Origin of the sequence: Kitasatospora sp. NBC_00070 (genome assembly GCF_045041205.1) — a bacterium.
Classification (GTDB): domain Bacteria; phylum Actinomycetota; class Actinomycetes; order Streptomycetales; family Streptomycetaceae; genus Kitasatospora.
Window position 1 is genome coordinate 5,785,347 of the sequence record NZ_CP108247.1, and the last position, 25,195, is coordinate 5,810,541.

The following is a 25,195-nucleotide window of genomic DNA, read 5'->3' on the forward strand; positions in this document are numbered from 1 at the left end:
CGGCCGACGTCCGTGACGGTCAGACAGCCGGAGCACCGAGCTTCGAGATCGCGTTCCACAGGGTTTCTGCGGTGGAGAAGGTCTCGGAGTTCAGGAAGTCGTGGATGAACTCGACCCCGTACGTCTCCTCGAGCGAGGCGAGCAGATCCACGGTGCCCATCGAGTCCAGGCCCAGCTCGCGGAGACTGACGTCGGGCCGCAGTTCGTCACCGGCCTCCAGATACGGCAGGTGCCGACGGATCGTGTTCTCGAACTTCTTGTCCCACATGCTGACTCCGAATGTCGATTCCCGACCTGGGCGGGATTTCCAGGATGTCTTGCGCGTTCGACGATACCCGCGCCGGGAGTGCGGGCCGCAACCCCTTACCACCCCTCTCCTGGAGGCAGAATGAACCTGACCGAAGGGCCTGCGCTGCACGCCCGTTTCCTCCGCGGCCTGGCCCTCTCACCCGACCGCCTGGCGGTCCGGCTGGGAGCCGAGTCGCTGACCTACACCGAGGTGCACCGCCGGGCACTCAGCTGGGCCGGCGCCCTGCTGGCCGGCCCCGGTGAGCCGCCCGAGGTGATCGGGGTGCTGGCCGGCAAGGGGATCGAGGCGTACGTCGCGATCCTGGCCGGCCTCTACACCGGCCGCACCGTGGTGCCGCTGCGCTCGGACTTCCCGGTCGCCCGGACCCGCCGGATGCTCGAGGTGGCCGGGGTGCAGGCCGTGGTGGCCGACCGGTTCGGCCTGGCCAACCTGGTCGAGCTGGCGGCCGAGGGCCTCGACCTGCCGGTGCTCGCCCCGGGCCACGGGGTGGACGAGGCCGGGCGGTTGCGCGGCCTGCCGCTGCGCGGGATCGTCCTGGACGAGCGGGACGCGCTCACCGAGCCCCGCCCGGTCAGCGCCACCGACCGGGCGTACGTGCTTTTCACCTCGGGCTCCACCGGCACCCCCAAGGGCGTGCCGATCAGCCACGGCTCCACCCGGCACTACTTCGACCTGCTGGACCGGCGCTACGACTTCACCGCCGACGACATCTTCTCGCAGACCTTCGACGTCAACTTCGACTGCGCGGTCTTCGACATGTTCTGCGCCTGGGGCGCCGGCGCCACCCTGCTGGCGCTGCCCAACGAGGCGTACCACGACCTGCCCGGCTACCTCACCCAACAGGGCGTGACGGTCTGGTTCTCCACGCCGAGCGCGATCTCGCTGGTGCGCCGCACCCGGGGGCTGAAGCCGGGCTCGCTGCCCGGGCTGCGTTGGAGCCTGTTCGCCGGCGAGGCACTGCGGGCCGCGGACGCCACCGACTGGCAGGACGCCGCGCCGAACTCCACCCTGGAGAACATCTACGGCCCGACCGAACTGACCGTCACCGTCACCGGCTACCGCTGGGACCAGGACACCTCGCCGGAGCTCTGCGTGAACGGGCTCACCCCGATCGGCACCGTGCACGAGGGGCACGACTTCGTGCTGCTCGCGCCGGACGGCGAGCCCTCGCTGACCGAGGGCGAACTCTGCATCACCGGGCCGCAGATGACCACCGGTTACCTCGACCCGGAGGACGACCGGGGCCGGTTCCTGAAGTACCTGGGCCGTCGCTGGTACCGCACCGGCGACCGGGTCCGGCAGCACGGCAACGGGGTGCTGGTCTACCTCGGCCGGCTGGACGCCCAGGTGCAGGTGCAGGGCTGGCGGGTCGAACTGGCCGAGATCGACCACGCGCTGCGGGTCTGCGTCGGGGTGCAGGACGCGGTGGCGGTGACCCGGGAGGGCGCCGGCGGCACCGAGCTGGTGGTGTTCTACGTCGGCGAGAAGTCGCCGCCGGCCGAGCTGGCCCGCCAGCTCCGTGAGGTGCTGCCGCACAGCATGGTGCCCCGGCACTACCGGCACGTCGACGAGTTCCCGCTGAACGCCAACCGCAAGGTGGACCGCGGCCTGCTGGCCCGGCAGGCGGCCGCCGAGCTGACCGCCGTACCGGTGGGCTGAACCCCCACGGCACGGAGTCGGCCCCGAACCCTCAGGAGGTTCGGGGCCGACGGCCGTTGGGGGTGAGGTGCCGTCAGGCGACGCTCGCCGCGAGTACCTTGCGGTCGATCTTGCCGTTCGGGGTGACCGGGAGGCTGTCCACCACGCGCAGCTCGTGCGGGGTCATGTAGGCCGGCAGGGTCTCCTTGCAGAACGCCCGGATCTCGTTCTCGCTGATCTGCTGGCCGTCCTTGGCGGTCACCACGAAGGCGCCGAGCACCGGCTCCTTGTCGGCGCGCGGCAGCACCAGCGCGGCGGCCGCGGTGATCCCGGGGAACTCCAGGATCCGCCGCTCCACCTCGCCCAGCTCGACCCGGTTGCCCCGGATCTGCACCTGGTTGTCGGCCCGGCCGCAGAAGTACAGCTCGCCGTCGGGCCCCTGGTAGGCCAGGTCGCCGGTACGCAGCACCAGTTGACCGGACTTGGGGTTGAGCGGGTCGGGCACCTGGGCCGCCCGGGTGGCCTCCACGTCGTCCCAGTAGCCGGTGAACAGCGACGGGGCGCGCAGGTGGATGTGGCCGACCACGCCGGGCTCGGTGACCGGGTTGCCGTCCTCGTCCACGATGGTCATCTCGGCGCCCGGGTAGGCGAAGCCGATCGACAGCTTCTCCAGGTCGTCGGGGAGCGGGTTGGGCACGTCGGTGAAGGAGGCGGCCATCGACTCGGTGGCGCCGTAGCAGTTGACCAGCCGGGCGTTCGGCCGGGCCCGCTGGAGCAGCCGGAGCTCGGGGAGCGGGAAGTCCTCGCCGCAGAACAGCACCCCGCGCAGCTTCTCCAGCTCGGCCAGGCCCGCGAGTTCGTGCCGCAGCACGCCGCGCCAGATCGACGGCACGCCGTTCACCTGGGTCACCTCGGCCTCGTTCAGGAAGGCCAGGAAGCGCCGCGGCCAGGGCAGCGCGGCCCGCGGCACCGGGACCACGGTGGCCCCGCTGCCCAGCGCCAGGCCGATGTCCAGCAGCGAGAAGTCGAACTGCAGCGGCGAGGTGGTGGCCACCCGGTCCTCGGTGCCGACGATGCCGGCCGTCAGCATGCCCCGGTAGAAGGCCACCACGCCGCGGTGGCTCATCACCACGCCCTTGGGGCGGCCGGTGGTGCCCGAGGTGAAGATCATGTACGCCGGGTCGGTGGCGGACGCCTCCCGGCGGTGCCGCACCCGGGCCACCGGCGGGCGCTCCACGGCCAGCCCGTTCGGGCCGAACCTGGCGGTGCCGACCTCGGCCGGGATGCCCTGCCGGGCGCCGGTCGGGCTCTGCAGGTGCAGGGCCGGTGCGGTGGTCGAGATGATCGAGTGCAGCCGCTTGTCCGGGGTCTCCGGGCTGACCGGGACGAACGCCACCCCGGCCTTGGAGCAGGCCAGGAGCAGCGCGATCGCGTGCCCCGAGGTGTCCGACTCCAGGATCACCCGGTCCCCGATGTCCAGGCCGAGATCCAGCAGGGCGGCGGCGTAGCGGTCGACCCGGTCCGCGAGTTCCCGGTAGGTGGTGGTGACCAGCCCGCCGACCCCGTCGGATTCGACCACGGCGGGTCGTTCCGGAGCGAATGCGACCGGGGCGAGCATGAATTCATGAATTCGCTCGGCAGGCCGCTGCGCGTAATTCTCGGCACTCAAGTTCACGTGAATCAGTCCCCTGTCGGCTAGAGCTATCCAGGGTTTTGGTACCACGGTCGGCCCGCCCCTTGTACACCCGTAATCGCAGTCTGGGGGCCCTAGGGGGCCTTAGGGGCTTGGGTGGGTGTTCGAGTTTCCGTAGTGTGCGTTTCTGTGGCTGCCCGTGCGTGGCCTGCCGGCGAAGACGGATAAAGTGGAGCGTATCTCGATGAGCGAGTCTGGGAGTTTCGTTTCCGGTGACGGGCAGACGCCGGTGGACCGGTCCGAGCTGGTCCGTCGACTGGAGGCGCTGCCGGTTTCCGAGCAGCGCAGGGTGCTGCTGGACCTGGTGGCCGAGCAGACCCGGGCGGTGCTGCGCAGAGTGCGCCCCGGGGTCGAGCCGGTGGTCGAGGCCGACCGCCCGTTCAAGGAGCAGGGCCTCGACTCGCTCGGTCTGGTCGAGGTGCACGCCCGGCTGAACGCGGCCACCGGCCTGGCCCTGCCGGTCACGGCGGGCTTCGACCACCCGACCCCCGCGCTGCTCGCCGAGTACCTGCGGGCCGAGGCGCTGGGTCTGCCGGAGGACGCCGCGGTGTCCACCCTGGCGGCCTACGCGGACGACGAGCCGATCGCCATCGTCGGCGTCGGCATCCGGTTCCCCGGCGAGGTGACCACCCCCGAGGCGCTCTGGCGGATCGTCAGCGAGGGCCGCACCGTCTCCGGTGACTTCCCGGACGACCGTGGCTGGGACCTCGACAACCTCTTCGACCCGGACCCGGACGCACCGGGCCGCAGCTACACCCGCAAGGGTGGATTCCTCTACGACGCCGCCGAGTTCGACGCCGACTTCTTCGGCATCAGCCCGCGCGAGGCGCTCACCATGGACCCGCAGCAGCGGGTCACCCTGGAGGCCGCCTGGGAGGCGCTGGAGCACGCGGGCATCGACCCGACCGGGCTCCGGGGCACCCGGGCCGGCGTCTTCCTCGGGGCCGGCGCGCACGAGTACGGCGTCCGCTCGCACGAGAGCCCCGAGGGCCTGGACGGCTACCTGCTGACCGGCACCGCGCTCTCCATCGCCAGCGGGCGGGTGGCGTACACCCTCGGTCTGGAGGGCCCGGCGCTCACCATCGACACCGCCTGCTCCAGCTCGCTGGTCGCCCTGCACCTGGCCGTCCAGTCGCTGCGCCGGGGCGAGTCCTCGCTCGCGCTGGCCGGTGGTGTGACGCTGATGGGCAGCCCGGCGATCTTCACCGAGTTCAGCCGTCAGCGCGGCCTGGCCGAGGACGGCGTGATCAAGGCGTTCGCCGAGGCCGCCGACGGCACCGCCTTCGGCGAGGGCGTCGGCGTGCTGGTGGTCGAGCGGCTCTCCGACGCCCAGCGGCTCGGCCACCCGGTGCTGGCCGTGGTGCGCGGCACCGGCATCAACCAGGACGGCGCCAGCAACGGCCTGACCGCCCCCAGCGGCGCCGCCCAGCGGCGGCTGATCCGCGACACCCTGGCCACCGCCGGGCTGACGGCGGACCAGGTGGACGCGGTCGAGGCGCACGGCACCGGCACCACCCTCGGCGACCCGATCGAGGCCCAGGCGCTGCTGGCCACCTACGGGCGGGGCCGCCCGGAGGACCGGCCGCTCTGGCTCGGCTCGGTGAAGTCCAACATCGGCCACACCCAGGCCGCCGCCGGTGTGGCGAGCATCGTCAAGGTCATCATGGCGATGCGGCACGGCGTGCTGCCGCGCACCCTGCACGTGGACGCGCCGTCCAGCAGCATCGACTGGTCGGCCGGCGACGTCCGGCTGCTGACCGAGGACCGGGACTGGCCCCGGGACGCCGAGCGTCCCCGGCTGGTCGGCGTCTCCTCGTTCGGCGTCAGCGGCACCAACGCACACGTGATCATCGAGGAGCCGCCGGCCGTCGAGCCCGCCGAGGCCGGTGCCGAGCCCGCCGCGACCCCGCTCCCGGTCACCGTCACGGTCAGCGCCAAGACCGGCCCCGCGCTGCGCGGCCAGGCCGAGCGGCTGCTCGCGCTGGTCGAGGCCGACCCCGAGCTCACCCCGGCCGACCTCGGCCACTCGCTCGCCACCACCCGGGCCACGCTCGCCGAGCGGGCCGTCCTGGTGGCCGAGGACCGCGACGAACTGCTCACCGGCCTGCGGGCGTTGGCGGAGGGCACCGAGATTCCCGGGACGTTCCGGGGCACCGCCCCGGCCGGCCGGACGGCGTTCCTGTTCACCGGCCAGGGCTGCCAGCGACTGGCGATGGGCCGTCAGCTCTACGACACCTATCCGGTCTTCGCCCGGGCCCTCGACCAGGCCATCGGCTACCTTGACCTCCAGCTCGAACTCCCGCTCTGGGACGTGCTGTTCGCCGCCGAGGGATCGCCCGAGGCCGAGCTGCTGCACCAGACCTGCTACGCCCAGGTCGCGCTGTTCGCGGTCGAGGTCGCGCTCTACCGCCTGGTGGAGTCCTGGGGCCTGCGCCCGGACTTCCTGGCCGGCCACTCGGTCGGTGAGATCGCCGCGGCCCACGTGGCCGGGGTGTTCTCGCTGGAGGACGCCGCCACCCTGGTGGCCGCCCGTGGCCGCCTGATGCAGGAACTGCCCACCGGCGGCGCACTGGTGGCGATCCAGGCGAGCGAGGCGGAGATCCTCCCGCTGCTCACCGCGGGCGTCAGCATCGCGGCCGTGAACGGCCCGCGCTCGGTGGTGGTCTCCGGCGAGGAGGACGCCGTCCTGGCGATCGCCGCCCGGTTCGAGCGGACCAAGCGGCTGCGGGTCTCGCACGCCTTCCACTCGCCGCTGATGGAGCCGATGCTGGAGGAGTTCGGCCTGATCGCCGGCATCCTCAGCTACTCCGCCCCGCGCATCCCGATCGTCTCCACCGTCACCGGCCGCCCGGCCACCGCCGAGGAACTGACCTCGCCGGAGTACTGGGTGGGCCACGTCCGGGAGTCGGTCCGCTTCCACGACGCGGTCGAGAGCCTGGCCGCCAACGGCGTCCGCACCTTCCTGGAGCTCGGGCCCGACGCGGTGCTGACCGCGATGGGCCAGGACTGCGTCCCCGAGCAGGCCGCCGACGCGGTCTTCGTCGCCGCCCTGCGGTCCGGCCGGGACGAGGTCAGGGAACTGACCACCGCCGTCGCCCGGGTGCACGCCCGGGGCGGCGCGCTGGACGGCGACACCCCGTACGCGGGTCTCTCCCCGCGCCGGGTCGCGCTGCCCACCTACGCGTTCCAGCACAAGCGCTACTGGCTGACCGCGCCCACCGTGGCCGCCGACGCGGCCGGTCTGGGCCAGGACGTCGTCCAGCACCCGCTGCTGGGTGCGGCGGTCAGCCTGGCCGGGTCGGACACCGTGGTGCTCACCGGCCGGCTCTCGCTGCGGGCCCAGCCCTGGCTGGGTGACCACGTCATCGCGGGCGTGGTGCTGCTGCCCGGCACCGCCTTCGTCGAACTGGCGCTGGCCGCCGGCGACCAGGTCGGCTGCGACCTGGTCGAGGAACTCACGCTGGCCGCCCCGCTGGTGATCCCGGCCGAGGGCGACGTCGCGCTGCAGGTGGTGGTCGGCGTCGCCGACGGCTCCGGCCGGCGCACCGTCGAGTTCTACTCCCGGACCGGGGACGGCCCGTGGGACCGGCACGCCGAGGCCCTCCTCGGCGCCGGCGCCCCGGCCGCCGGGACCGACGAGCTCGCGGTCTGGCCGCCGCAGGGCGCCCGGTCGCTCGACGTCAGCGGTCTGTACGAGCAGATGGCCGGTCAGGGCTACGGCTACGGACCGGCCTTCCGGGCCGTCCGGGCCGCCTGGGAGCTCGGCGGCGAGGTGTACGCCGAGGTCGCCCTCGACCCGGAGGTCCGGGCCGACGGGTTCGGGCTGCACCCCGCGCTGCTGGACGCCGCGCTGCACGCCGCCGACCTGGCCGGACCGGTGCCGGACGGCACCCGGGTGCCGTTCGCCTGGTCCGGGGTCGCGCTGCACTCGGTCGGCGCCACCGCCGTCCGGGTCAGGATCACCCCGAACGGGACCGACGGCCTGGCATTGGCCATCGCCGACCAGGCGGGTCGCCCGGTGGCCCGGGTCGAGTCGCTGGTGCTGCGTCAGGTCTCCGCCGAACAGCTGGAGGCCGGCCGGGCCGGCCGCCGCGAGCCGCTCTACCGGATCGGCTGGCAGCCGCTCGCGCTGCCCGCCGCCGAGGCAGTCCCCGAGGGCTTCGTCCGCCGCCCGGTGATCGCCACCCCCGCCGGCGAACTGCCGGACGTGGTCCGCCTGGTGACCGCCGACGCACTGACCGCCGTCCAGGACTGGCTGGCCGACGAGAGCACCGAGGCCGCCCGGCTGGTGGTGCTCACCCGGAACGCGGTGGTCGCCCGGGACGGCGACCCGATCGACCCGGCCCAGGCCGTGGTCTGGGGTCTGGTCCGCTCGGCCGAGGCCGAGAACCCCGGCCGCTTCGTGCTGGCCGACCTGGACGGCAGCGCCGACTCCGAGCGCGCGCTGTCCGCCGCACTGGCTGCCGGCGAGACCGAACTCGCGCTGCGGGACGGTGAGTTCCTGGTGCCCCGGGTGGCCGCGCTGTCGGCCGACGCGGAGACCGAGGACTCCCCGTGGGACGCCACCGGCACCGTCCTGATCACCGGCGGCACCGGTGGCCTCGGCGGCCACCTGGCCCGCCACCTGGTGGTCAACCACGGCGTCCGGCACCTGCTGCTGACCAGCCGGCGCGGCCCGTCCGCGCCCGGCGCCACCGAGCTGTCGGCCGAACTGACCGAGCTCGGCGTCTCGGTGACCGTGGCGGCGGTGGACGCCGCCGACCGCGCGGCGCTGGCCGCCGTGCTGGCCGAGGTGCCCGCCGAGCACCCGCTGACCGCCGTGGTGCACACCGCCGGTGTGGTGGACGACGGCCTGGTGGGCTCGCTCACCCCGGCCCGGGTGGACCACGTGATGCGCCCCAAGGTGGACGCCACCTGGAACCTGCACGAGCTGACCGAGGATCAAGACCTCAGGGCCTTCGTGCTCTACTCCTCGACCGCCACCGCGCTGGACGGCGCGGGCCAGGGGAACTACGCCGCCGCCAACCTCTTCCTGGACGCGCTGGCGGCCAAGCGCAAGGCCGCCGGACTGCCCGTCACCTCGCTGGCCTGGGGCCTCTGGCTGGGCGGCGCGGGCATGGGCGCCGACCTGGACGAGGCCGCCCTCCAGCGGGCCCGCCGGCTCGGCATGGCGGGGCTGCTCCCGCACGAGAACCTGGCGCTGTTCGACCGCGCGCTGACCACCACCGAGCCGTCCGTCATCCCGGTCCGGATCGACCTGCGGGCGCTCCAGGCCCGTACCGACGGTGTCCCGCAGCTGCTCCGCGGCCTGGTCCGCGCGGTCCCGCGCCGGGCCGCCGCCGGGGTCGGCCGGTCGGCCGACGAGACCCCGCTGGTGCAGCAGCTCGCCGGGCTGGCCGAGGCCGAGCGGGTGGAGACCCTGCTCGACCTGGTCCGCACCCACGCCGCCTCGGTGCTCGGCCACGACAGCGCCGACTCGGTCAGCGCGGGCCGGGCGTTCAACGAGCTCGGCTTCGACTCGCTGGCCGCCGTTGAACTGCGCAACCGCCTCAACGCCGCCACCGGACTGCGGCTGAGCGCCACCCTCACCTTCGACTACCCGAACCCGCGCGCACTCGCCGAGCACATCGCGAGCAAGGTCACCAGCACCCCCGCCACCGCCCCCCGCCGCGAGCGGGCGGCCACCGTGGCCGGCGCCGACGACCCGATCGCGATCGTCTCGATGGCCTGCCGCTACCCGGGCGGGGTCACCTCGCCCGAGGGTCTGTGGCAGCTGGTGGACGAGGGCCGGGACGTCATCGACCGGTTCCCGGCCGACCGCGGCTGGCCCGCCGACCTGTACGATCCGGAGCCCGGCAAGCCCGGCAAGAGCTCCAGCCGGGAGGGCGCCTTCCTGTACGACGCCGCCCAGTTCGACGCGGACTTCTTCGGGATCAGCCCGCGCGAGGCGCAGGCGATGGACCCGCAGCAGCGCCTGCTGCTGGAGGTCTCCTGGGAGACCCTGGAGCGGGCCGGACTCGACCCGCACTCGCTGCGCGGCAGTGACACCGGCGTCTTTGCCGGGGTGATGTACCACGACTGGGGCCTGCGGATGGGCCCGCTCCCCGAGGAGATCGCCGCCTACCACGGCAACGGCAGCCTGGCGAGCGTGGTCTCCGGCCGGGTGGCGTACACCCTCGGCCTGGAGGGCCCGGCGGTCTCGGTCGACACCGCCTGCTCCTCCTCGCTGGTCGCCATGCACTGGGCGATCCAGGCGCTCCGCCAGGGCGAGTGCTCGCTCGCGCTGGCCGGTGGTGTGACCGTGATGTCCACTCCCGACACCTTCATCGACATGAGCCGTCAGCGCGGTCTGGCCGCCGACGGCCGGTGCAAGTCCTTCGGCGCCGGAGCGGACGGCACCGGCTGGGGCGAGGGCGTCGGCATGCTCCTGCTGGAGCGGCTCTCCGACGCCCAGCGCAACGGTCACCAGGTGCTCGGCCTGATCCGGGGCTCGGCGGTCAACTCCGACGGTGCCTCGAACGGCCTGACGGCGCCGAACGGTCCGTCCCAGCAGCGGGTGATCCAGCAGGCGCTGGCCACGGCCGGTCTGACCACCTCGGACGTCGACGCGGTCGAGGGCCACGGCACCGGCACCACGCTGGGTGACCCGATCGAGGCGCAGGCGCTGCTGGCGACCTACGGCCAGGACCGTCCGGCCGAACAGCCGCTCTGGCTCGGCTCGCTCAAGTCCAACATGGGTCACACCCAGGCGGCGGCGGGTGTCGGCGGCATCATCAAGATGGTGGAGGCGATCCGGCACGGCGTCCTGCCGCGCACGCTGCACGCCGAGCAGCCGTCCCCGCAGGTGGACTGGGAGGCCGGTGACATCGAGCTCCTGACGGAGGCCCGGGCCTGGCCGGAGACCGGTCGGGTCCGCCGGGCGGGCGTCTCGTCCTTCGGCATCAGCGGCACCAACGCGCACGTCATCGTCGAGCAGGCTCCCGAGCCGTCGCAGCCGGCCGCCGTCGCGGCCACGCCGGTCGGTGACGCCACCCTCGTCCCGTGGGTGGTCTCGGGCCGGACCGCGCAGGCCCTCAGTGCCCAGGCGGCCGGGCTCCGTTCCTACCTGGAGACCCTGGAGGACGGTGAACTCACCTCGGCCGCGCTGGGGTTGGTCACCGGCCGGGCCGGGCTGGAGCACCGGGCGGTGGCGCTCGGCGCCGACCGCGAGCAGCTCGCCGAGGCGCTGGACGCGCTGGCGGCGGGCGCGGGTGCGGCCGACTTCGTGCGAGAGGGCAAGCTCGCCTTCCTGTTCACGGGGCAGGGGTCGCAGCGGTTGGGGATGGGGCGTGAGCTGCACGCTGCGTTCCCGGTGTTCGCTTCGGCTTTTGACGAGGTGTTGGGTGAGCTGGGCGGTTCGCTGCGTGAGGTGGTCTGGGGCTCGGATGCGGATGAGTTGAACCGGACGGTGAACACGCAGAGTGCGTTGTTCGCGGTTGAGGTGGCGTTGTTCAGGTTGGTGGAGTCGTGGGGGGTGCGGCCTGACTTCGTGTCGGGTCACTCGGTGGGTGAGATCGCGGCTGCGCATGTGGCCGGGGTGCTGTCGCTCGCGGATGCGGTGAAGCTGGTGTCGGCGCGTGGGCGGTTGATGCAGGAGCTGCCGTCGGGTGGTGCGATGGTGGCGATCTCGGCCACCGAGGAGGAGATCCTGCCGCTGCTGACCGGCCGGGTGAGCATCGCGGCGGTGAACGGTCCGCGTTCGGTGGTGGTGTCGGGTGACGAGGCGACGGTGCTGCGGGTCGCTGAGGGTTTCGAGCGGACGAAGCGGTTGAGTGTCTCGCACGCGTTCCACTCGCCGTTGATGGATCCGATGCTGGACGAGTTCCGTTCGGTGGTCGGTGGGTTGGCGTTCAGCCGGCCCAGGATTCCGGTGGTGGCGTCCGGTGACTTCGCGGACCCGGAGTACTGGGTGAGTCACGTCCGTGACGCGGTCCGGTTCGCCGACAACGTCAAGCAGTTGGAGGCGCGGGGCGTCACCACCTTCCTGGAGATCGGCCCTGACGCGGTGCTGACCGCCGCTGGTGCCGACAACCTCGGTGAGGACTCCGACGCCCTCTTCGTCTCCACCCTGCGCCGCGAGCGCGGTGAGGAGCGCGAACTCCTCACCGGCCTCTCCCGCGCCCACGCCCGTGGCGTGGCCGTCGACTGGACCGCGCTGCTGCCCGGGGTGCAGGCCCGTACCGACCTGCCGACCTACGCCTTCCAGCGTCAGCGGTACTGGATCGACCTGGTCGGGGTGGGCTTCGGCGACCTCGGTTCGGCCGGTCTGGAGGCCGTCGACCACCCGATGCTGAGTGCGGCGGTGGTCTCGCCGGACTCCGGCGGTGTGGTGCTGACCGGCAGGCTGTCGCTCGACACCCAGGCGTGGATCGGCGACCACGGTGTGCTGGGCAACCTGCTGCTGCCGGGTACCGGATTCGTCGAGCTGGCGGTCCGGGCCGGTGACCAGGTGGACTGCGGCCGGGTGGAGGAACTCACCCTGGAGGCGCCGCTGATCCTCGCGCCCGGCGGGGCGGTTGCCCTGCAGGTCGTGGTCGGCGCCGCCGACGGCGCCGGCACCCGGTCGGTCTCGGTCTACTCCCGCCCCGAGGGCGGTGCCGACCAGGAGTGGACCCGGCACGCCAACGGTGTGCTGGCGCCCGAGCCGACCGTGCCCGAGTTCGAGCTGACGGCCTGGCCGCCGCCGGGCGCCGACGTGATCGACGTGGCGAACGCCTACCAGCGGCTGACCGACCGGGGCTACGGCTACGGTCCGGTGTTCCAGGGCCTGAAGGCCGCCTGGCGCCGGGGTGACGACGTGTTCGCCGAGGTCGCCCTGCCCGCCCAGTCGCACGCCGAGGCGGCCCGCTTCGGGCTGCACCCGGCGCTGCTGGACACCGCGATGCACGTGGACCTGCTGCTGGACGGGACGGCCGGGGACGAGGGCGAGACGCTGCTCCCGTTCTCCTGGAACGGCGTCTCCCTGCACGCGGCCGGCGCCTCCGCGCTCCGGGTGCACATCCGCCGGGTCCGGGGCGCCGAGGTCTCGGCGATCGGTGTCGCCGACACCTCCGGCCGGCTGGTCGCCACCGTCGAGTCGCTGGTCTCCCGCCCGGTCTCGTCCGAGCAACTCGCGGCGAGCCAGGGCAGGTTGAACGAGATCCTGCACCGCGTCGACTGGCAGCGCAGCGCGCCGCCCGCCGCCGCCCCCGGCACCGTGCCGACGCTGGCCGAGCTGCTGGGCACCGAGGCCGAGGTCCCGGCGGTCGTGCTGCACCGGGTCACGTCGGGCACCGACGCCGACGTCCCGGCCGGAGTCCGGGCGGCCGTCGCCGACGCGCTCGGCGCGGTCCAGAGCTGGCTGGCCGACGAGCGGTTCGACGGCTCGCGGCTGGTCCTGGTGACCGAACACGCCGTGGTGGCGGGGGAGTCCGAGACGATCGCGCTGGCACAGGCCCCGGTCTGGGGTCTGGTCAGGTCGGCCATCGAGGAGAACCCGGGCCGGTTCGCCCTGCTCGACCTGGACGGCTCCGCCGAGTCCGACCGGGCCCTGGCCGCCGCCGCGGCCGCCGGGGAACCGGAGGCCGCCCTGCGGGCCGGACAGCTCCTGGTGCCCCGTCTGGCCAGGCTGGCGGTCGCCGCCGAGCCGTCGCCGGCCTGGGACTCCACCGGCACGGTGCTGATCACCGGCGGGACCACCGGTCTCGGTGCCCTGGTGGCCCGTCACCTGGTGGCCGAGCACGGGGTCCGCCACCTGCTGCTGACCAGCCGACGCGGCGCGGACGCACCCGGTGCGGCCGAACTGACCGCCGAGCTGGTCGGGTTGGGCGCCGAGGTGGCGATCGCCGCCGCCGACGTCGCCGACCGGACGGCGCTGGCCGCCGTGCTGGCCACGGTGCCCGCCGAGCACCCGCTGACGGGTGTGGTGCACGCCGCCGGGGTGATGGACAACGCGCTGGTCGAGTCGCTGACGGTGGACCAGTTCGACCACGTGCTCCGCCCGAAGGCCGACGCCGCCTGGCACCTGCACGAGCTGACCGCTGGTCAGGCCCTCACCGCCTTCGTACTGTTCTCCTCCGCCGGTGGCCAGGTGCTGGCAGCCGGACAGGCCAACTACGCCGCCGCCAACGTCTTCCTGGACGCGCTGGCCACCCACCGCAGGGCGGCGGGTCTGCCCGCCACCGCGCTCGCCTTCGGCATGTGGGCGGTCAACACCGGCCTCGGCGACGTCACCGACGCCGACCTGGACCGGATGAGCCGACTGGGCCTGCCCGCCCTCACCGCCGTTGAGGGCCTGGCGGCCTTCGACACGGCGGTCGGCACCGAGCACCCGCAGCTGGCCGCGCTCCGGATCGACCGGACCGGCGTGCTGGCCCGGGGCGAGGGCATCCCGGCCCTGCTGCGCGGCCTCACCGGCGGCCCGGCCCGGCAGCGCGCCCAGGCCGGCGGCAAGGCCGTCGACGGCAACGCGCTGGCCGAGCGGCTGGCCGGCCTGACCGAGGCCCAACGCGACCGGCACCTGCTGGAGTTGGTCCGCACCCAGGTCGCCGCGGTGCTCGGCCACGCCGAGCTCGACGCGGTCGGCGCCGACCGGGCCTTCAAGGACCTCGGCTTCGACTCGCTCGCCGCCGTCGAACTGCGGAACTCGCTGGGCGGGGCCACCGGCCTGCGCCTGCCCGCCACCCTGGTCTTCGACTTCCCGACCTCCCGCGCGGTGGCCGACTTCCTGAAGACCAAGCTGGCCGGCGACGGCGCGCCCAAGGCCCCGGTGGCCCGCCCGGCCGCCGCGACCGTCGCGGACGAGCCGATCGCGATCGTCTCGATCAGCTGCCGCTTCCCCGGCGGGGTCCGCTCCGCCGAGGACCTCTGGCGACTGGTGGTCGACGGGGTGGACGCGGTCTCGGAGTTCCCGACCGACCGTGGCTGGGACATCGAGTCCATCTACGACCCGGAGCCGGGCCTGGCGGGCAAGACCTACGCCCGCACCGGTGGCTTCCTGCACGACTCCAACGAGTTCGACCCGGAGTTCTTCGGCATCATGCCGCGCGAGGCCCTCGCGATGGACCCGCAGCAGCGCCTGCTGCTCCAGGGCGCCTGGGAGACCTTCGAGTTGGCGGGCATCGACCCGCAGTCGATGCGCGGCAGCCAGACCGGTGTGTACGCCGGTGTGATGTACCACGACTACGGCACCCGCCTCCCGTACGTGCCGGAGGAGCTGACCGGCTACATCGGCAACGGCAGCGCGGCGAGCATCGCCTCCGGCCGGGTCGCCTACACACTGGGCCTGGAGGGTCCGGCCGTCACGGTGGACACCGCCTGCTCCTCCTCGCTGGTCGCGCTGCACATGGCGGTCCAGGCGCTGCGGGCCGGTGAGATCACCATGGCGATCGCGGGTGGTGTCACCGTGATGCCGACGCCGGAGCTGTTCGTCGACTTCAGTCAGCAGCGCGGGCTCTCCGCCGACGGTCGCTGCAAGGCGTTCTCCGGTGCCGCCGACGGCACCGGCTGGTCCGAGGGCATCGGCCTGCTGCTGGTCGAGCGGCTCTCCGACGCGGAGCGCAACGGTCACCCGGTGCTCGCCGTGATCCGGGGCAGCGCGATCAACCAGGACGGCGCCTCGAACGGCCTGACCGCGCCGAACGGTCCCTCGCAGCAGCGGGTGATCCAGAAGGCGCTGGACGCCTCCGGTCTCTCCGCCGCCGACATCGACCTGGTCGAGGGTCACGGCACCGGCACCCGCCTCGGTGACCCGATCGAGGCCCAGGCGCTGCTGGCCACGTACGGCCAGGACCGGCCCGAGGACCGGCCGCTCTGGCTCGGCTCGATCAAGTCCAACATCGGCCACGCCCAGGCGGCGGCCGGGGTCAGCGGTGTGATCAAGATGGCGATGGCGGTCCGCAACGGCCTGATGCCGCGGACCCTGCACGTGGACGAGCCCTCGCCGCAGGTGGACTGGACGGCCGGCGACGTGCGCCTGCTGACCGAGGCCAGGGAGTGGCCGCAGGTCACCGGGCCGCGCCGGGCCGGTGTCTCCTCGTTCGGCCTGAGCGGCACCAACGCGCACCTGATCATCGAGCAGGCCCCCGTGCCCGCCCCGGTGGCCGAGGTGCCGGCCGGCGCCGGGCTCCCGCTGGTGCCGCTGCTGTTCTCCGCGAAGAGCGCGAAGAGCCTGCCCGCCCAGGCGGCCAAGCTGCTGGACCGGATCATCGGGGACCAGGAGCTGAGCCTGCTGGACGTCGGCTTCTCGCTGGCCACCGGCCGGGCCGACCTGGACCACCGGGCCGTGGTGCTGGCCGGGGACCGCGATTCGGCGCTGGTGGCGCTCACCGCGCTGGCCGAGCAGAGCGGACACCCCACCGCCGTCACCGGCGTCGCAGCTCCGGGCGGGCTGACCGCCTTCCTGTTCTCCGGCCAGGGCGCCCAGCGCCTCGGCATGGGACGTGAACTGCACGCCGCCTTCCCGGTGTTCGCGTCGGCCTTCGACGCGGCGCTGGCCGAGCTGGACGGTCACCTGGACCGCCCGCTGCGCGAGGTGGTCTGGGGCGAGGACGCCGAACTGCTGAACCGGACGGTGTACACCCAGACCGCGCTGTTCGCCTACGAGGTCGCACTGTTCCGCCTGGTCGAGTCCTGGGGCCTGCTGCCGGACATCCTGGTCGGCCACTCGGTCGGCGAGCTGGCGGCCGCCCACGTGGCCGGGGTGTTCTCGCTGCCGGACGCGGCCCGGCTGGTCGCGGCCCGGGGCCGGCTGATGCAGCAACTGCCCTCGGGTGGTGCGATGGTGGCGATCCAGGCCACCGAGGAGGAGATCCTCCCGCTGCTCACCGACCGGGTCAGCATCGCGGCCGTCAACGCCCCGCGCTCGGTGGTGGTCTCCGGCGACGAGGCCGAGGTCGAGGCGGTGATCGGCAGCTTCGAGGGTCGCAAGACCAACCGGCTGCGGGTCTCGCACGCCTTCCACTCGCCGCTGATGGAGCCGATGCTGGAGGAGTTCCGGCAGGTCGCCGAGAGCGTCTCGTACCGGATCCCGAGCCTGCGGGTGGTCTCCAACCTGACCGGCACCGAAGCGAGTTCGGTTCAGCTCGGCTCGGCCGACTACTGGGTCCGGCACGTCCGCGAGGCGGTCCGGTTCGCCGACGGGGTCGGCTACCTGGAGCGCGAGGGCGTCACCCGGTACGTCGAGCTCGGCCCGGACGGCGTGCTGACGGCGCTGGCCGGCGGGACGCTCACCGGCGACGGCCACGTGCTGGCCGCCACCGCCCGTAAGGACCGCACCGCCCCCGAGGCGCTGCTCACCGCGATGGCCGAGCTCCAGGTGGCGGGCAACGGCCCGGACTGGGCCGCGTTCTTCGCCGGGCACGGCGCCCGGCGGGTCGACCTGCCGAGCTACGCCTTCGAGAAGCGGCACTACTGGCTGGACGTCCCGGCGCTGCCCGGCGGCGACGTGGCCGGGATCGGCCAGACGCCCGCCGAACACCCGATGCTCAGCGCGGTGGTGGTCTCGCCGGTGGACGGCGGCGTGGTGCTGACCGGCCGGCTGGCGATGGACACCCACCCGTGGCTGGCCGACCACAACGTGCTCGGCACGCTGCTGCTCCCTGGCACCGGCTACGTCGAACTGGCGCTGCGGGCCGGCGAGGAGGTCGGCTGCGACCTGGTCGAGGAGCTGACCATCGAGGCGATCATGCCGCTCACCGCGACCGGCGGCACCGCCGTCCAGGTCGTGGTCGGCGCGGCCGACGCCTCGAACCGGCGCACCCTGGAGGTCTACTCCCGGTTCGAGAACGCGCCGGACTACGTGGACTGGACCCGGCACGTGTCCGGCTTCCTGGCCCCGTCCGAGGCCACCGCGACGGTGCCCGCCGCCTTCGACGTCACCTACGGCTCCTGGCCGCCGGCCGGCGCCGAAGAGGTCGACATCAGCGACGTCTACGACTACCTGACCAGCCAGGGCTACTACTACGGCCCGCGCTTCCGGGGTCTGAAGGCGGTCTGGCGCCGGGGCGAGGACGTCTTCGCCGAGGTCGCCCTGCCGGACGACGTGCGGGAGGAGGCGGCCGGCTTCCGGGTCCACCCGGCGCTGCTGGACGCGGCGTTGAGCGCGACCGACTTCCTCGGCGGCTACCGCCCGCAGGACATCGGCTCCTCGCACCTGCCGTTCGCCTGGACCGGCGTCTCGCTGCACGCCGGCGGCGCCGCCCGGATGCGGGTGAAGCTCAACTCGACCGGCCCCGACGCGGTCCGGCTCGAACTCGCCGACTCCACCGGCCTGCCGGTGGCCACCGTCGAGCAGCTGGTGGTCCGGGCGATCACCCCGGACCGGATCGCCGCCGGTGCGGCGGCCTCCACCGGGCTCAAGCAGCACGACTCGCTGTTCCGGATCGGCTGGAGCCACCTGCCGCTCGGTGCGGCGGGCAGCGCCACCGCGGCCGGCCGGGTGATCGTCGGCGACGCCGCCGGGCTGGACCTCGACCTGCCGGTGTTCGAGAGCCTGACGGCCCTCGGCAGCGCGGCCGGGGCCGGTACGACGACGCCCGAACTGATCCTGCTGCCGGTGCCGTTGGGCACCGGGGAGGTCCCGACGGATGCCCGGGCGGCGCTGGACGGGGTGCTGAGCACCCTTCAGCAGTGGCTGGCCGACGACCGGTTCGCCGACACCCGCCTGATGGTGCTCACCCGGGGCGCGGTCGCGGTCGAGGAGGACGAGCGGATCAACCTCGGCCAGGCCGCGGTCTGGGGCCTGGTCCGATCCGCCCAGCAGGAGAACCCGGGCCGGATCCTGCTGGTGGACCTGGACAGCGGGAACGTGCCGGTCCAGCTCGCCGCCCTGGGCGAGCCGGAGTTGGCGGTACGCGGCGTGGACGTCCGGGTGCCCCGGCTCGCCGGGGTCGCGGAGAGCGGCGTCCCGCCGGTCTCCCCGTGGGACCTGGAGGGCACGGTGCTGATCACCGGTGGCACCAGCGGTCTGGGCGCCCTGGTGGCCCGTCACCTGGTCGCCGAGCACGGGGTCAGGCACCTGCTGCTGACCAGTCGGCGTGGGCTCGCCTCGCCCGAGGCGGCGGCCCTGGCGGCCGAGCTGACCGAGGCGGGGGCGCAGGTCACCGTCGCGGCGGCCGACGCCGCCGACCGGGCGGCCCTGGAGGGCCTGCTGACGGGCGTTCCGACCGCCCACCCGCTGCGCGGTGTGGTGCACGCGGCCGGGGTGATGGACAACGCCCTGGTCGGCTCGCTGACCCCGGCACAGCTGGACAACGTCCTGCGGCCGAAGCTCGAAGCCGGTTGGCACCTGCACGAGTTGACCAAGGAGCTCGACCTCACGGCGTTCGTGCTGTTCTCCTCCTGCGCCGGGCTGCTGGTCGGTACCGGGCAGGCGAACTACGGCGCGGCCAACCGCTTCGTCGACGCCCTCGCCGTCCACCGCCGGGAGCTGGGCCTGCCCGGCACCTCGCTGGCCTTCGGTCTGTGGACCCAGAAGACCGGCCTGGGCGGCGGCGTCACCGAGGCCGACCTGCACCGGATGAACCGGCTCGGGATGCCCGCGATGACCGGCGAGGAGGGTCTCGCGCTGTTCGACGAGGCGCTCGGCCGCAGCGAGGACGCGGTGCTGGTCCCGATCCGGCTGGACGTGCCCGCGCTGGCGGCGGTGGCGGACGAGATCTCGCCGCTCTTCCGCGAGCTGGTGCGCAGTCAGAGCCGGCGCCCGGCCCGCACCACCAAGGCCAAGGTGGCGGCGGTGGAGGCCGAGCCGGCCGGTCAGCTCTCGCTGGAGCAGCGGCTCGCCGGTCTGGGCCGGACCGAGCGGGACCGGTTCCTGCTCGACCTGGTGCGCAACCACGTCGCGGCGGTCCGCCACGACGACCCGGCGGCGATCGACGTCACCCGGGGCTTCACCGAGCTGGGTCTCGACTCGCTGGCCGCGATCGAGCTCCGCAACCGCCTGCAGACCGCCACCGGCCTGCGGCTCCCGGCCACGCTGATGTTCGACTACCCGAACCCCGGCGCGCTGGCCGAGTTCCTGCTCACCGAGCTGCTGCCCGGCATCGCCGACAGCGAGCCGGCGGAGCAGCCGCAGTCGGAGCTGGACGAGGGCGAGTTCCGCCGGGCCCTGGGGGCGCTGCCGCTGGCCGCGCTCCGGGAGGCGGGCCTGCTCGACGCACTGCTGAAGCTGACCGCCCCGGCCACGGCTCCGGCGGACGGCCCGGCCCCGGCGTCGGGAGCGGCCGCACCGGCGGCCGACATCACCACCATGGCCATCGACGACCTGGTGCGGGCCGCGCTCGCCGCCAACTCCAACTGAGACCCGCAGAGCGAAAGGTATCCCCACACCGTGGACGCGTCCGTGGACCAGATAGTCGAGGCACTCCGTAAGTCCATGCTGGACAACGAGCGCCTGCGTCAGCTGAACGGCAGCCTCACCGCGGCGGCCGTCGAACCGATCGCCATCGTCGGGATGGCCTGCCGCTACCCCGGCGGGGTGCAGACCCCGGCGGACCTCTGGCGGCTGGTGGCCGACGGGGTCGACGCCGTGTCGGACTTCCCGGCCGATCGCGGCTGGGACCTCGACGGGGTGTACGACCCGGAGCCCGGCAAGGCCGGCAAGAGCGTCGCCCACGAGGGCGGGTTCCTGCACGACGCAGCCGAGTTCGACCCCGGCTTCTTCGGCATCGCGCCGAACGAGGCGCTCACCATCGACCCGCAGCAGCGCCTGCTGCTGGAGACTTCCTGGGAGGCGATCGAGCACGCGGGCGTCGACCCGCTCTCGCTGAAGGGCAGCCGGACCGGCGTCTACGCCGGGGTGATGTACCACGACTACGGCTTCGGCAGCAGCGACGGCAGCCTGGTGACCGGCCGGGTCGCCTACACCCTGGGCCTGGAGGGCCCGGCCGTCACGGTCGACACCGCCTGCTCCTCCTCGCTGGTCGCGCTGCACATGGCCGTCCAGGCGCTGCGGGCCGGCGAGGTGTCGCTGGCGCTGGCCGGTGGCGTCACCGTGATGACCAACCCGGACATGTTCGTCTACTTCAGCACCCAGCGCGGGCTGGCCAAGGACGGGCGGTGCAAGTCCTTCTCCGAGCACGCGGACGGCACCGGCTGCTCGGAGGGCACCGGCATGCTGCTGTTGGAGCGGCTCTCCGACGCCCAGCGCAACGGGCACCGGATCCTGGCCGTGGTGCGTGGCTCGGCCACCAACCAGGACGGCGCCTCCAGCGGCCTGACCACGCCCAACGGGCCCTCCCAGCAGCGGGTCATCCGGGCCGCGCTGGCCAACGCCCAGCTGACGCCCGCCGACGTGGACACCGTCGAGGCGCACGGCACGGGCACCACGCTCGGTGACCCGATCGAGGCGCAGGCGCTGCTCGCCACGTACGGCAAGGGCCGCTCGGCGGACCAGCCGCTCTGGCTGGGCTCGCTGAAGTCGAACCTGGGTCACACCCAGGCGGCGGCGGGTGTCGGCGGCATCATCAAGATGGTCGAGGCGATCCGGCACGGCGTCCTGCCCAAGTCGCTGCACTCGGCGGACCGCACCTCCAAGGTGGACTGGGAGGCGGGCGGCGTCGAGCTGCTCACCGAGGCCCGGGAGTGGCCGGGGAACGGGCGGGTGCGCCGGGCCGGGGTCTCCTCGTTCGGTCTCAGCGGCACCAACGCGCACGTCATCATCGAGCAGGCCCCGGCCGAGGTGGCCCCGGCCGCCGACGGTGTCCGACTCCCGGACGTGCCCTGGGTGTTCTCCGGCCGGACGGTGGACGCACTGCGCGGCCAGGCGGCCAAGCTGGCCGACCACGTCGAGGCCGACCCCGAGCTCGGGATCGCGGACGTGGGCTGGTCGCTGGCCGTCACCCGCTCCGCCCTGGAGCGGCGGGCCGTGGTGGTCGGCGCGGACCGGGCCGAGCTGATCGCGGGCCTGCGGGCCGTCGCCGAGGGCGCCGAGGTGCCGGGGCAGGCCCGGGCCGGTGCGCAGGTGGCGTTCCTGTTCACGGGGCAGGGGTCGCAGCGGCTGGGGATGGGGCGTGAACTGCACGCTGCGTTCCCGGTGTTCGCTTCGGCTTTTGACGAGGTGTTGGGTGAGCTGGGCGGTTCGCTGCGGGATGTCGTCTGGGGCTCGGATGCGGATGAGTTGAACCGTACGGTGAACGCGCAGAGTGCGCTGTTCGCCTTCGAGGTCGCGCTGTACCGGCTGGTGGAGTCGTGGGGGGTGCGTCCTGACTTCCTGTCGGGTCACTCCGTGGGTGAGATCGCGGCCGCGCATGTGGCCGGGGTGCTGTCCTTGGCGGACGCGGTGAAGCTGGTGTCGGCGCGTGGGCGGCTGATGCAGGAACTGCCTTCCGGTGGTGCGATGGTGGCGATCGAGGCGACCGAGGAGGAGGTGCTGCCGCTGCTGACCGACCGGGTGAGCATCGCGGCGGTGAACGGTCCGCGTTCGGTGGTGGTGTCGGGTGACGAGGCCACCGTCCTGGAGGTCGCGGCCCGCTTCGAGCGCACCAAGCGGCTGAGCGTCTCGCACGCGTTCCACTCGCCGCTGATGCATCCGATGCTGGACGAGTTCCGCGCGGTGGTCCGTGAGTTGACCTTCGCCGAGCCGGTGATTCCGGTGGTGGCCTCGGGTTCCTTCGCCGACCCCGAGTACTGGGTGAGCCACGTCCGGGACGCGGTCCGGTTCGCCGACAACGTCCGGCAGTTGGCCGCCCGGGGTGCCTCCCGGTTCCTGGAGATCGGCCCCGACGGCATCCTGACCGGGCTGGCCCAGCAGAGCGTCGAGTCCGAGGACGCGGTGTTCGTCGCGGCGGCCCGCAAGGACCGATCGGAGAGCACCACCCTGGTCACCGCGCTCGGCCGGCTGCACTCCGCCGGAGTGGCCGTCAGCTGGTCGGCGTTCTTCGCCGACTCGGGCGCCCGCCGGGTGGAGCTGCCGACCTACGCCTTCCAGCGCAACCGCTACTGGGTGGACGCGCTGGCCGGGGGCAGCACCGACGGCGACGTCGCGTCGGTGGGCCAGCAGCGGGTCGAGCACCCGCTGCTCGGGGCGGCGCTCGCGCTCCCCGACACCGAGGGCCTGGTACTCACCGGGCGCCTGTCGCTCGACGGACAGGGCTGGATCGCCGACCACGACGTGCTGGGCAGCATCCTGCTGCCGGGCACCGGCTTCGTCGAACTGGCGACCCGCGCGGCCGAGCAGGCCGGGGCCGACCTGCTGGAGGAACTCACCATCCAGGCACCGCTGATCCTGCCGGAGCGCGGCGGTCTCGCCGTCCAGGTCTCGGTCGGCGCGCCGGACGTGACGGAGCGTCGTTCGCTGCGGATCTACTCGCGGGCCGAGGCCGACGCCCAGGGTCCGTGGACCCTGCACGCCGAGGGTGTGCTCGGCACCGGTGCCCCGGCGCCGGCCTTCGACTTCACCGAGTGGCCGCCCGCCGGCGCCACCGCCGTGGACGTCCAGGACCTCTACTCGGTGCTGCTGGGCCAGGGTTACGCGTACGGGCCGGTGTTCCAGGGCGTCCAGGCGGCCTGGAAGCGTGGTGACGAGGTGTTCGCCACCGTCGCGCTGCCCGCCGGGTCGCACGCCGAGGCCGCCGCCTTCGGCATCCACCCCGCCCTGCTGGACGCGTCCATGCACGCGCTCAGCCTCGGTGAGGGCGGTGAGGACCAGACCCTGCTGCCGTTCTCCTGGGCGGGTGTCACCCTGCACGCGGTGGGCGCCACCGCCGTGCGGGTCCGCCTGGTGCGGCCCACCGACACCACGATCAGCATCGAGCTGGCGGACACCGACGGTGCCCCGGTGGCGACGGTCGAGTCGCTCACCTTCCGTCCGGTCACCCCGGAGCAGCTCGGCACCGGCGGCCCGGCGCAGGCCGGTTCGCTGTTCCAACTGGTCTGGAACCCGCTCCCGTTGACCGCTCTCGGCGCGCCCGACCCGGTGGACTGGGCGAGCCTGGACCCGGACAGCCCGGTGGTGCCGGAGACCGTCCTGCTGGAGATCAGCGCGGCCACCGTCGACCTGCCGGCCGGGACCAGGGTGGCGGCCAACCAGGTGCTCGCGGTGGTCCAGGAGTGGCTGGCCGACGAGCGGTACGCCGACTCGCTGCTGGCCGTCGCCACCCACGGCGGCGTCACGGTGGTCGGCGAGCCCGGCGACCTCACCCAGACCCCGGTCTGGGGTCTGGTCCGCGCCGCGCAGGCCGAACACCCGGGCCGCTTCGTCCTGGTGGACATCGACGACCGGGCCGAGTCCCGGATCGCCCTGGCCGGCGCGCTGGCCACCGGCGAAGCCGAACTGGCCATCCGGGCCGGCGAGGTGCTGGTGCCCCGGCTGACCGCGCTGCCGGTCCCGGCCGAGGCCACCGCCCCCGAGCTGGACCCGGCGGGCACCGTGCTGATCACCGGCGGCACCGGTGGCCTGGGCGCGCTGGTGGCCCGGCACCTGGTGACCGAGTACGGCGTCGGGCACCTGCTGCTGACCAGCCGGCGCGGCCCGGCCGCACCCGGTGCGGCCGAACTGGTCGCCGAGCTCGAGGCATTGGGCGCGGAGGTGACCGTGACCGCCGCCGACGTGGCCGAACGGGCCGCATTGGAGGGCCTGTTGGCCGCCATCCCGGCCGCTCACCCGCTGACCGGCGTGGTGCACGTGGCCGGTGTGGTGCACAACGGCGTGATCGGCTCCTGGACGCCCGAGCTGGTGGACTCCAGTCTCGCGCCCAAGGCCGACGCCGCCTGGTACCTGCACGAGCTGACCGCCGAGCTGGACCTGGCGCTGTTCGTGCTGTTCTCCTCGGCCGGTGGTCTGGTGCTGGCCCAGGGACAGGCCGGGTACGCCGCCGCCAACGTCTTCCTGGACGGGCTGGCCGAGCACCGGCGGCTGGCGGGTCTGCGGGCCACCTCGCTGGCCTGGGGCGCCTGGGCGGTGGACACCGGCATGAGCCAGTACCTCGCCGAGGCCGACCTGCTCCGGATGCGCCGGCAGGGCCTGCCCGCCTTCTCGGCCACCGAGGGCCTGGCGATGCTCGACTCCGCGCTGCGGGTCGGCGACACGGCCGTGGTGGTGCCGGTGCACGTGGACCCGGTCGCCCTGCGTGCCCGGGCCGACGAACTCCCGGCGCTGCTGCGCGGCTTGGTCAAGGCGCCGACCCGTCGGCCGTCCCGCGCCGGGTCGCACCAGGGCGCCGGTCAGACCCTGCCGGAGCAGCTGGCGGGCGTCACCGGTGCCGAGCTGGACCGGGCCGTCCTCCAGGTGGTCAGGACCCACGCCGCCGAGATCCTCGGCCACCCGGGCCCGGACGCGATCGACCCCGACCGGGGCTTCCTGGACATCGGGTTCGACTCGCTCAGCGCGCTCGAACTGCGCAACCGGATGGTCACCGTGGCGGGCCGGAACCTGACGCCGATGCTGGTCTTCGACTACCCGTCGGCCGGCGCGCTCGCGGCCTACCTGCGGGAGCTGCTCTTCGAGACCGAGGAGCAGGGCATCGACGAGGACCTGGTGGACGCCAGCACGGACGAGCTGTTCGACATCCTCGACGCCGAACTCGGCATCTCCGGCTGAC

5 protein-coding genes are annotated in these 25,195 nt (G+C 73.7%); 3 read left to right on the top strand and 2 right to left on the bottom strand.

Annotation, left to right across the window (positions count from 1 at the left end):
• Window positions 1–19: 19 nt before the first annotated feature.
• Window positions 20–268, bottom strand: a complete 249-nt coding sequence (locus OHV05_RS26345) for an acyl carrier protein (protein WP_057230120.1) — start codon at window positions 266–268, stop codon at window positions 20–22.
• 120 nt (window positions 269–388) lie between these two features.
• Here OHV05_RS26345 and OHV05_RS26350 point away from each other — a divergent pair, with 120 nt between their 5' ends.
• Window positions 389–1,969 carry an AMP-binding protein gene (locus OHV05_RS26350; protein ID WP_405019841.1) on the top strand — a complete coding sequence of 527 codons (1,581 nt, stop codon included), beginning with the start codon at window positions 389–391 and terminating at the stop codon, window positions 1,967–1,969.
• A 73-nt stretch (window positions 1,970–2,042) separates the two neighbouring features.
• Here the strand turns inward: OHV05_RS26350 and OHV05_RS26355 are convergent, their stop codons facing one another.
• Window positions 2,043–3,566, bottom strand: coding sequence for a D-alanine--poly(phosphoribitol) ligase (locus OHV05_RS26355; protein WP_405019842.1), 1,524 nt, complete (start codon window positions 3,564–3,566; stop codon window positions 2,043–2,045).
• Window positions 3,567–3,999: 433 nt separating this feature from the next.
• Between OHV05_RS26355 and OHV05_RS26360 the strand changes: the two genes are divergently transcribed.
• Together OHV05_RS26360 and OHV05_RS26365 are read left to right on the top strand one after the other, a co-directional pair.
• Window positions 4,000–19,956: an SDR family NAD(P)-dependent oxidoreductase gene (locus tag OHV05_RS26360; RefSeq protein WP_405021548.1), complete on the top strand. Its 15,957-nt coding sequence runs from the start codon at window positions 4,000–4,002 to the stop codon at window positions 19,954–19,956.
• Window positions 19,957–19,986: 30 nt separating this feature from the next.
• A complete protein-coding gene (locus OHV05_RS26365) occupies window positions 19,987–25,194 on the top strand; it encodes an SDR family NAD(P)-dependent oxidoreductase (protein WP_405019843.1) in 5,208 nt (1,735 codons plus the stop codon).
• Window position 25,195: the final 1 nt, after the last annotated feature.

Bases quoted from the DNA above. Each gene is read 5' to 3' on its own strand.
- OHV05_RS26345 (WP_057230120.1), bottom strand. From the start codon at position 268: ATGTGGGACAAGAAGTTCGAGAACACGATCCGTCGGCACCTGCCGTAT.
- OHV05_RS26350 (WP_405019841.1), top strand. From the start codon at position 389: ATGAACCTGACCGAAGGGCCTGCGCTGCACGCCCGTTTCCTCCGCGGC.
- OHV05_RS26355 (WP_405019842.1), bottom strand. From the start codon at position 3,566: ATGCTCGCCCCGGTCGCATTCGCTCCGGAACGACCCGCCGTGGTCGAA.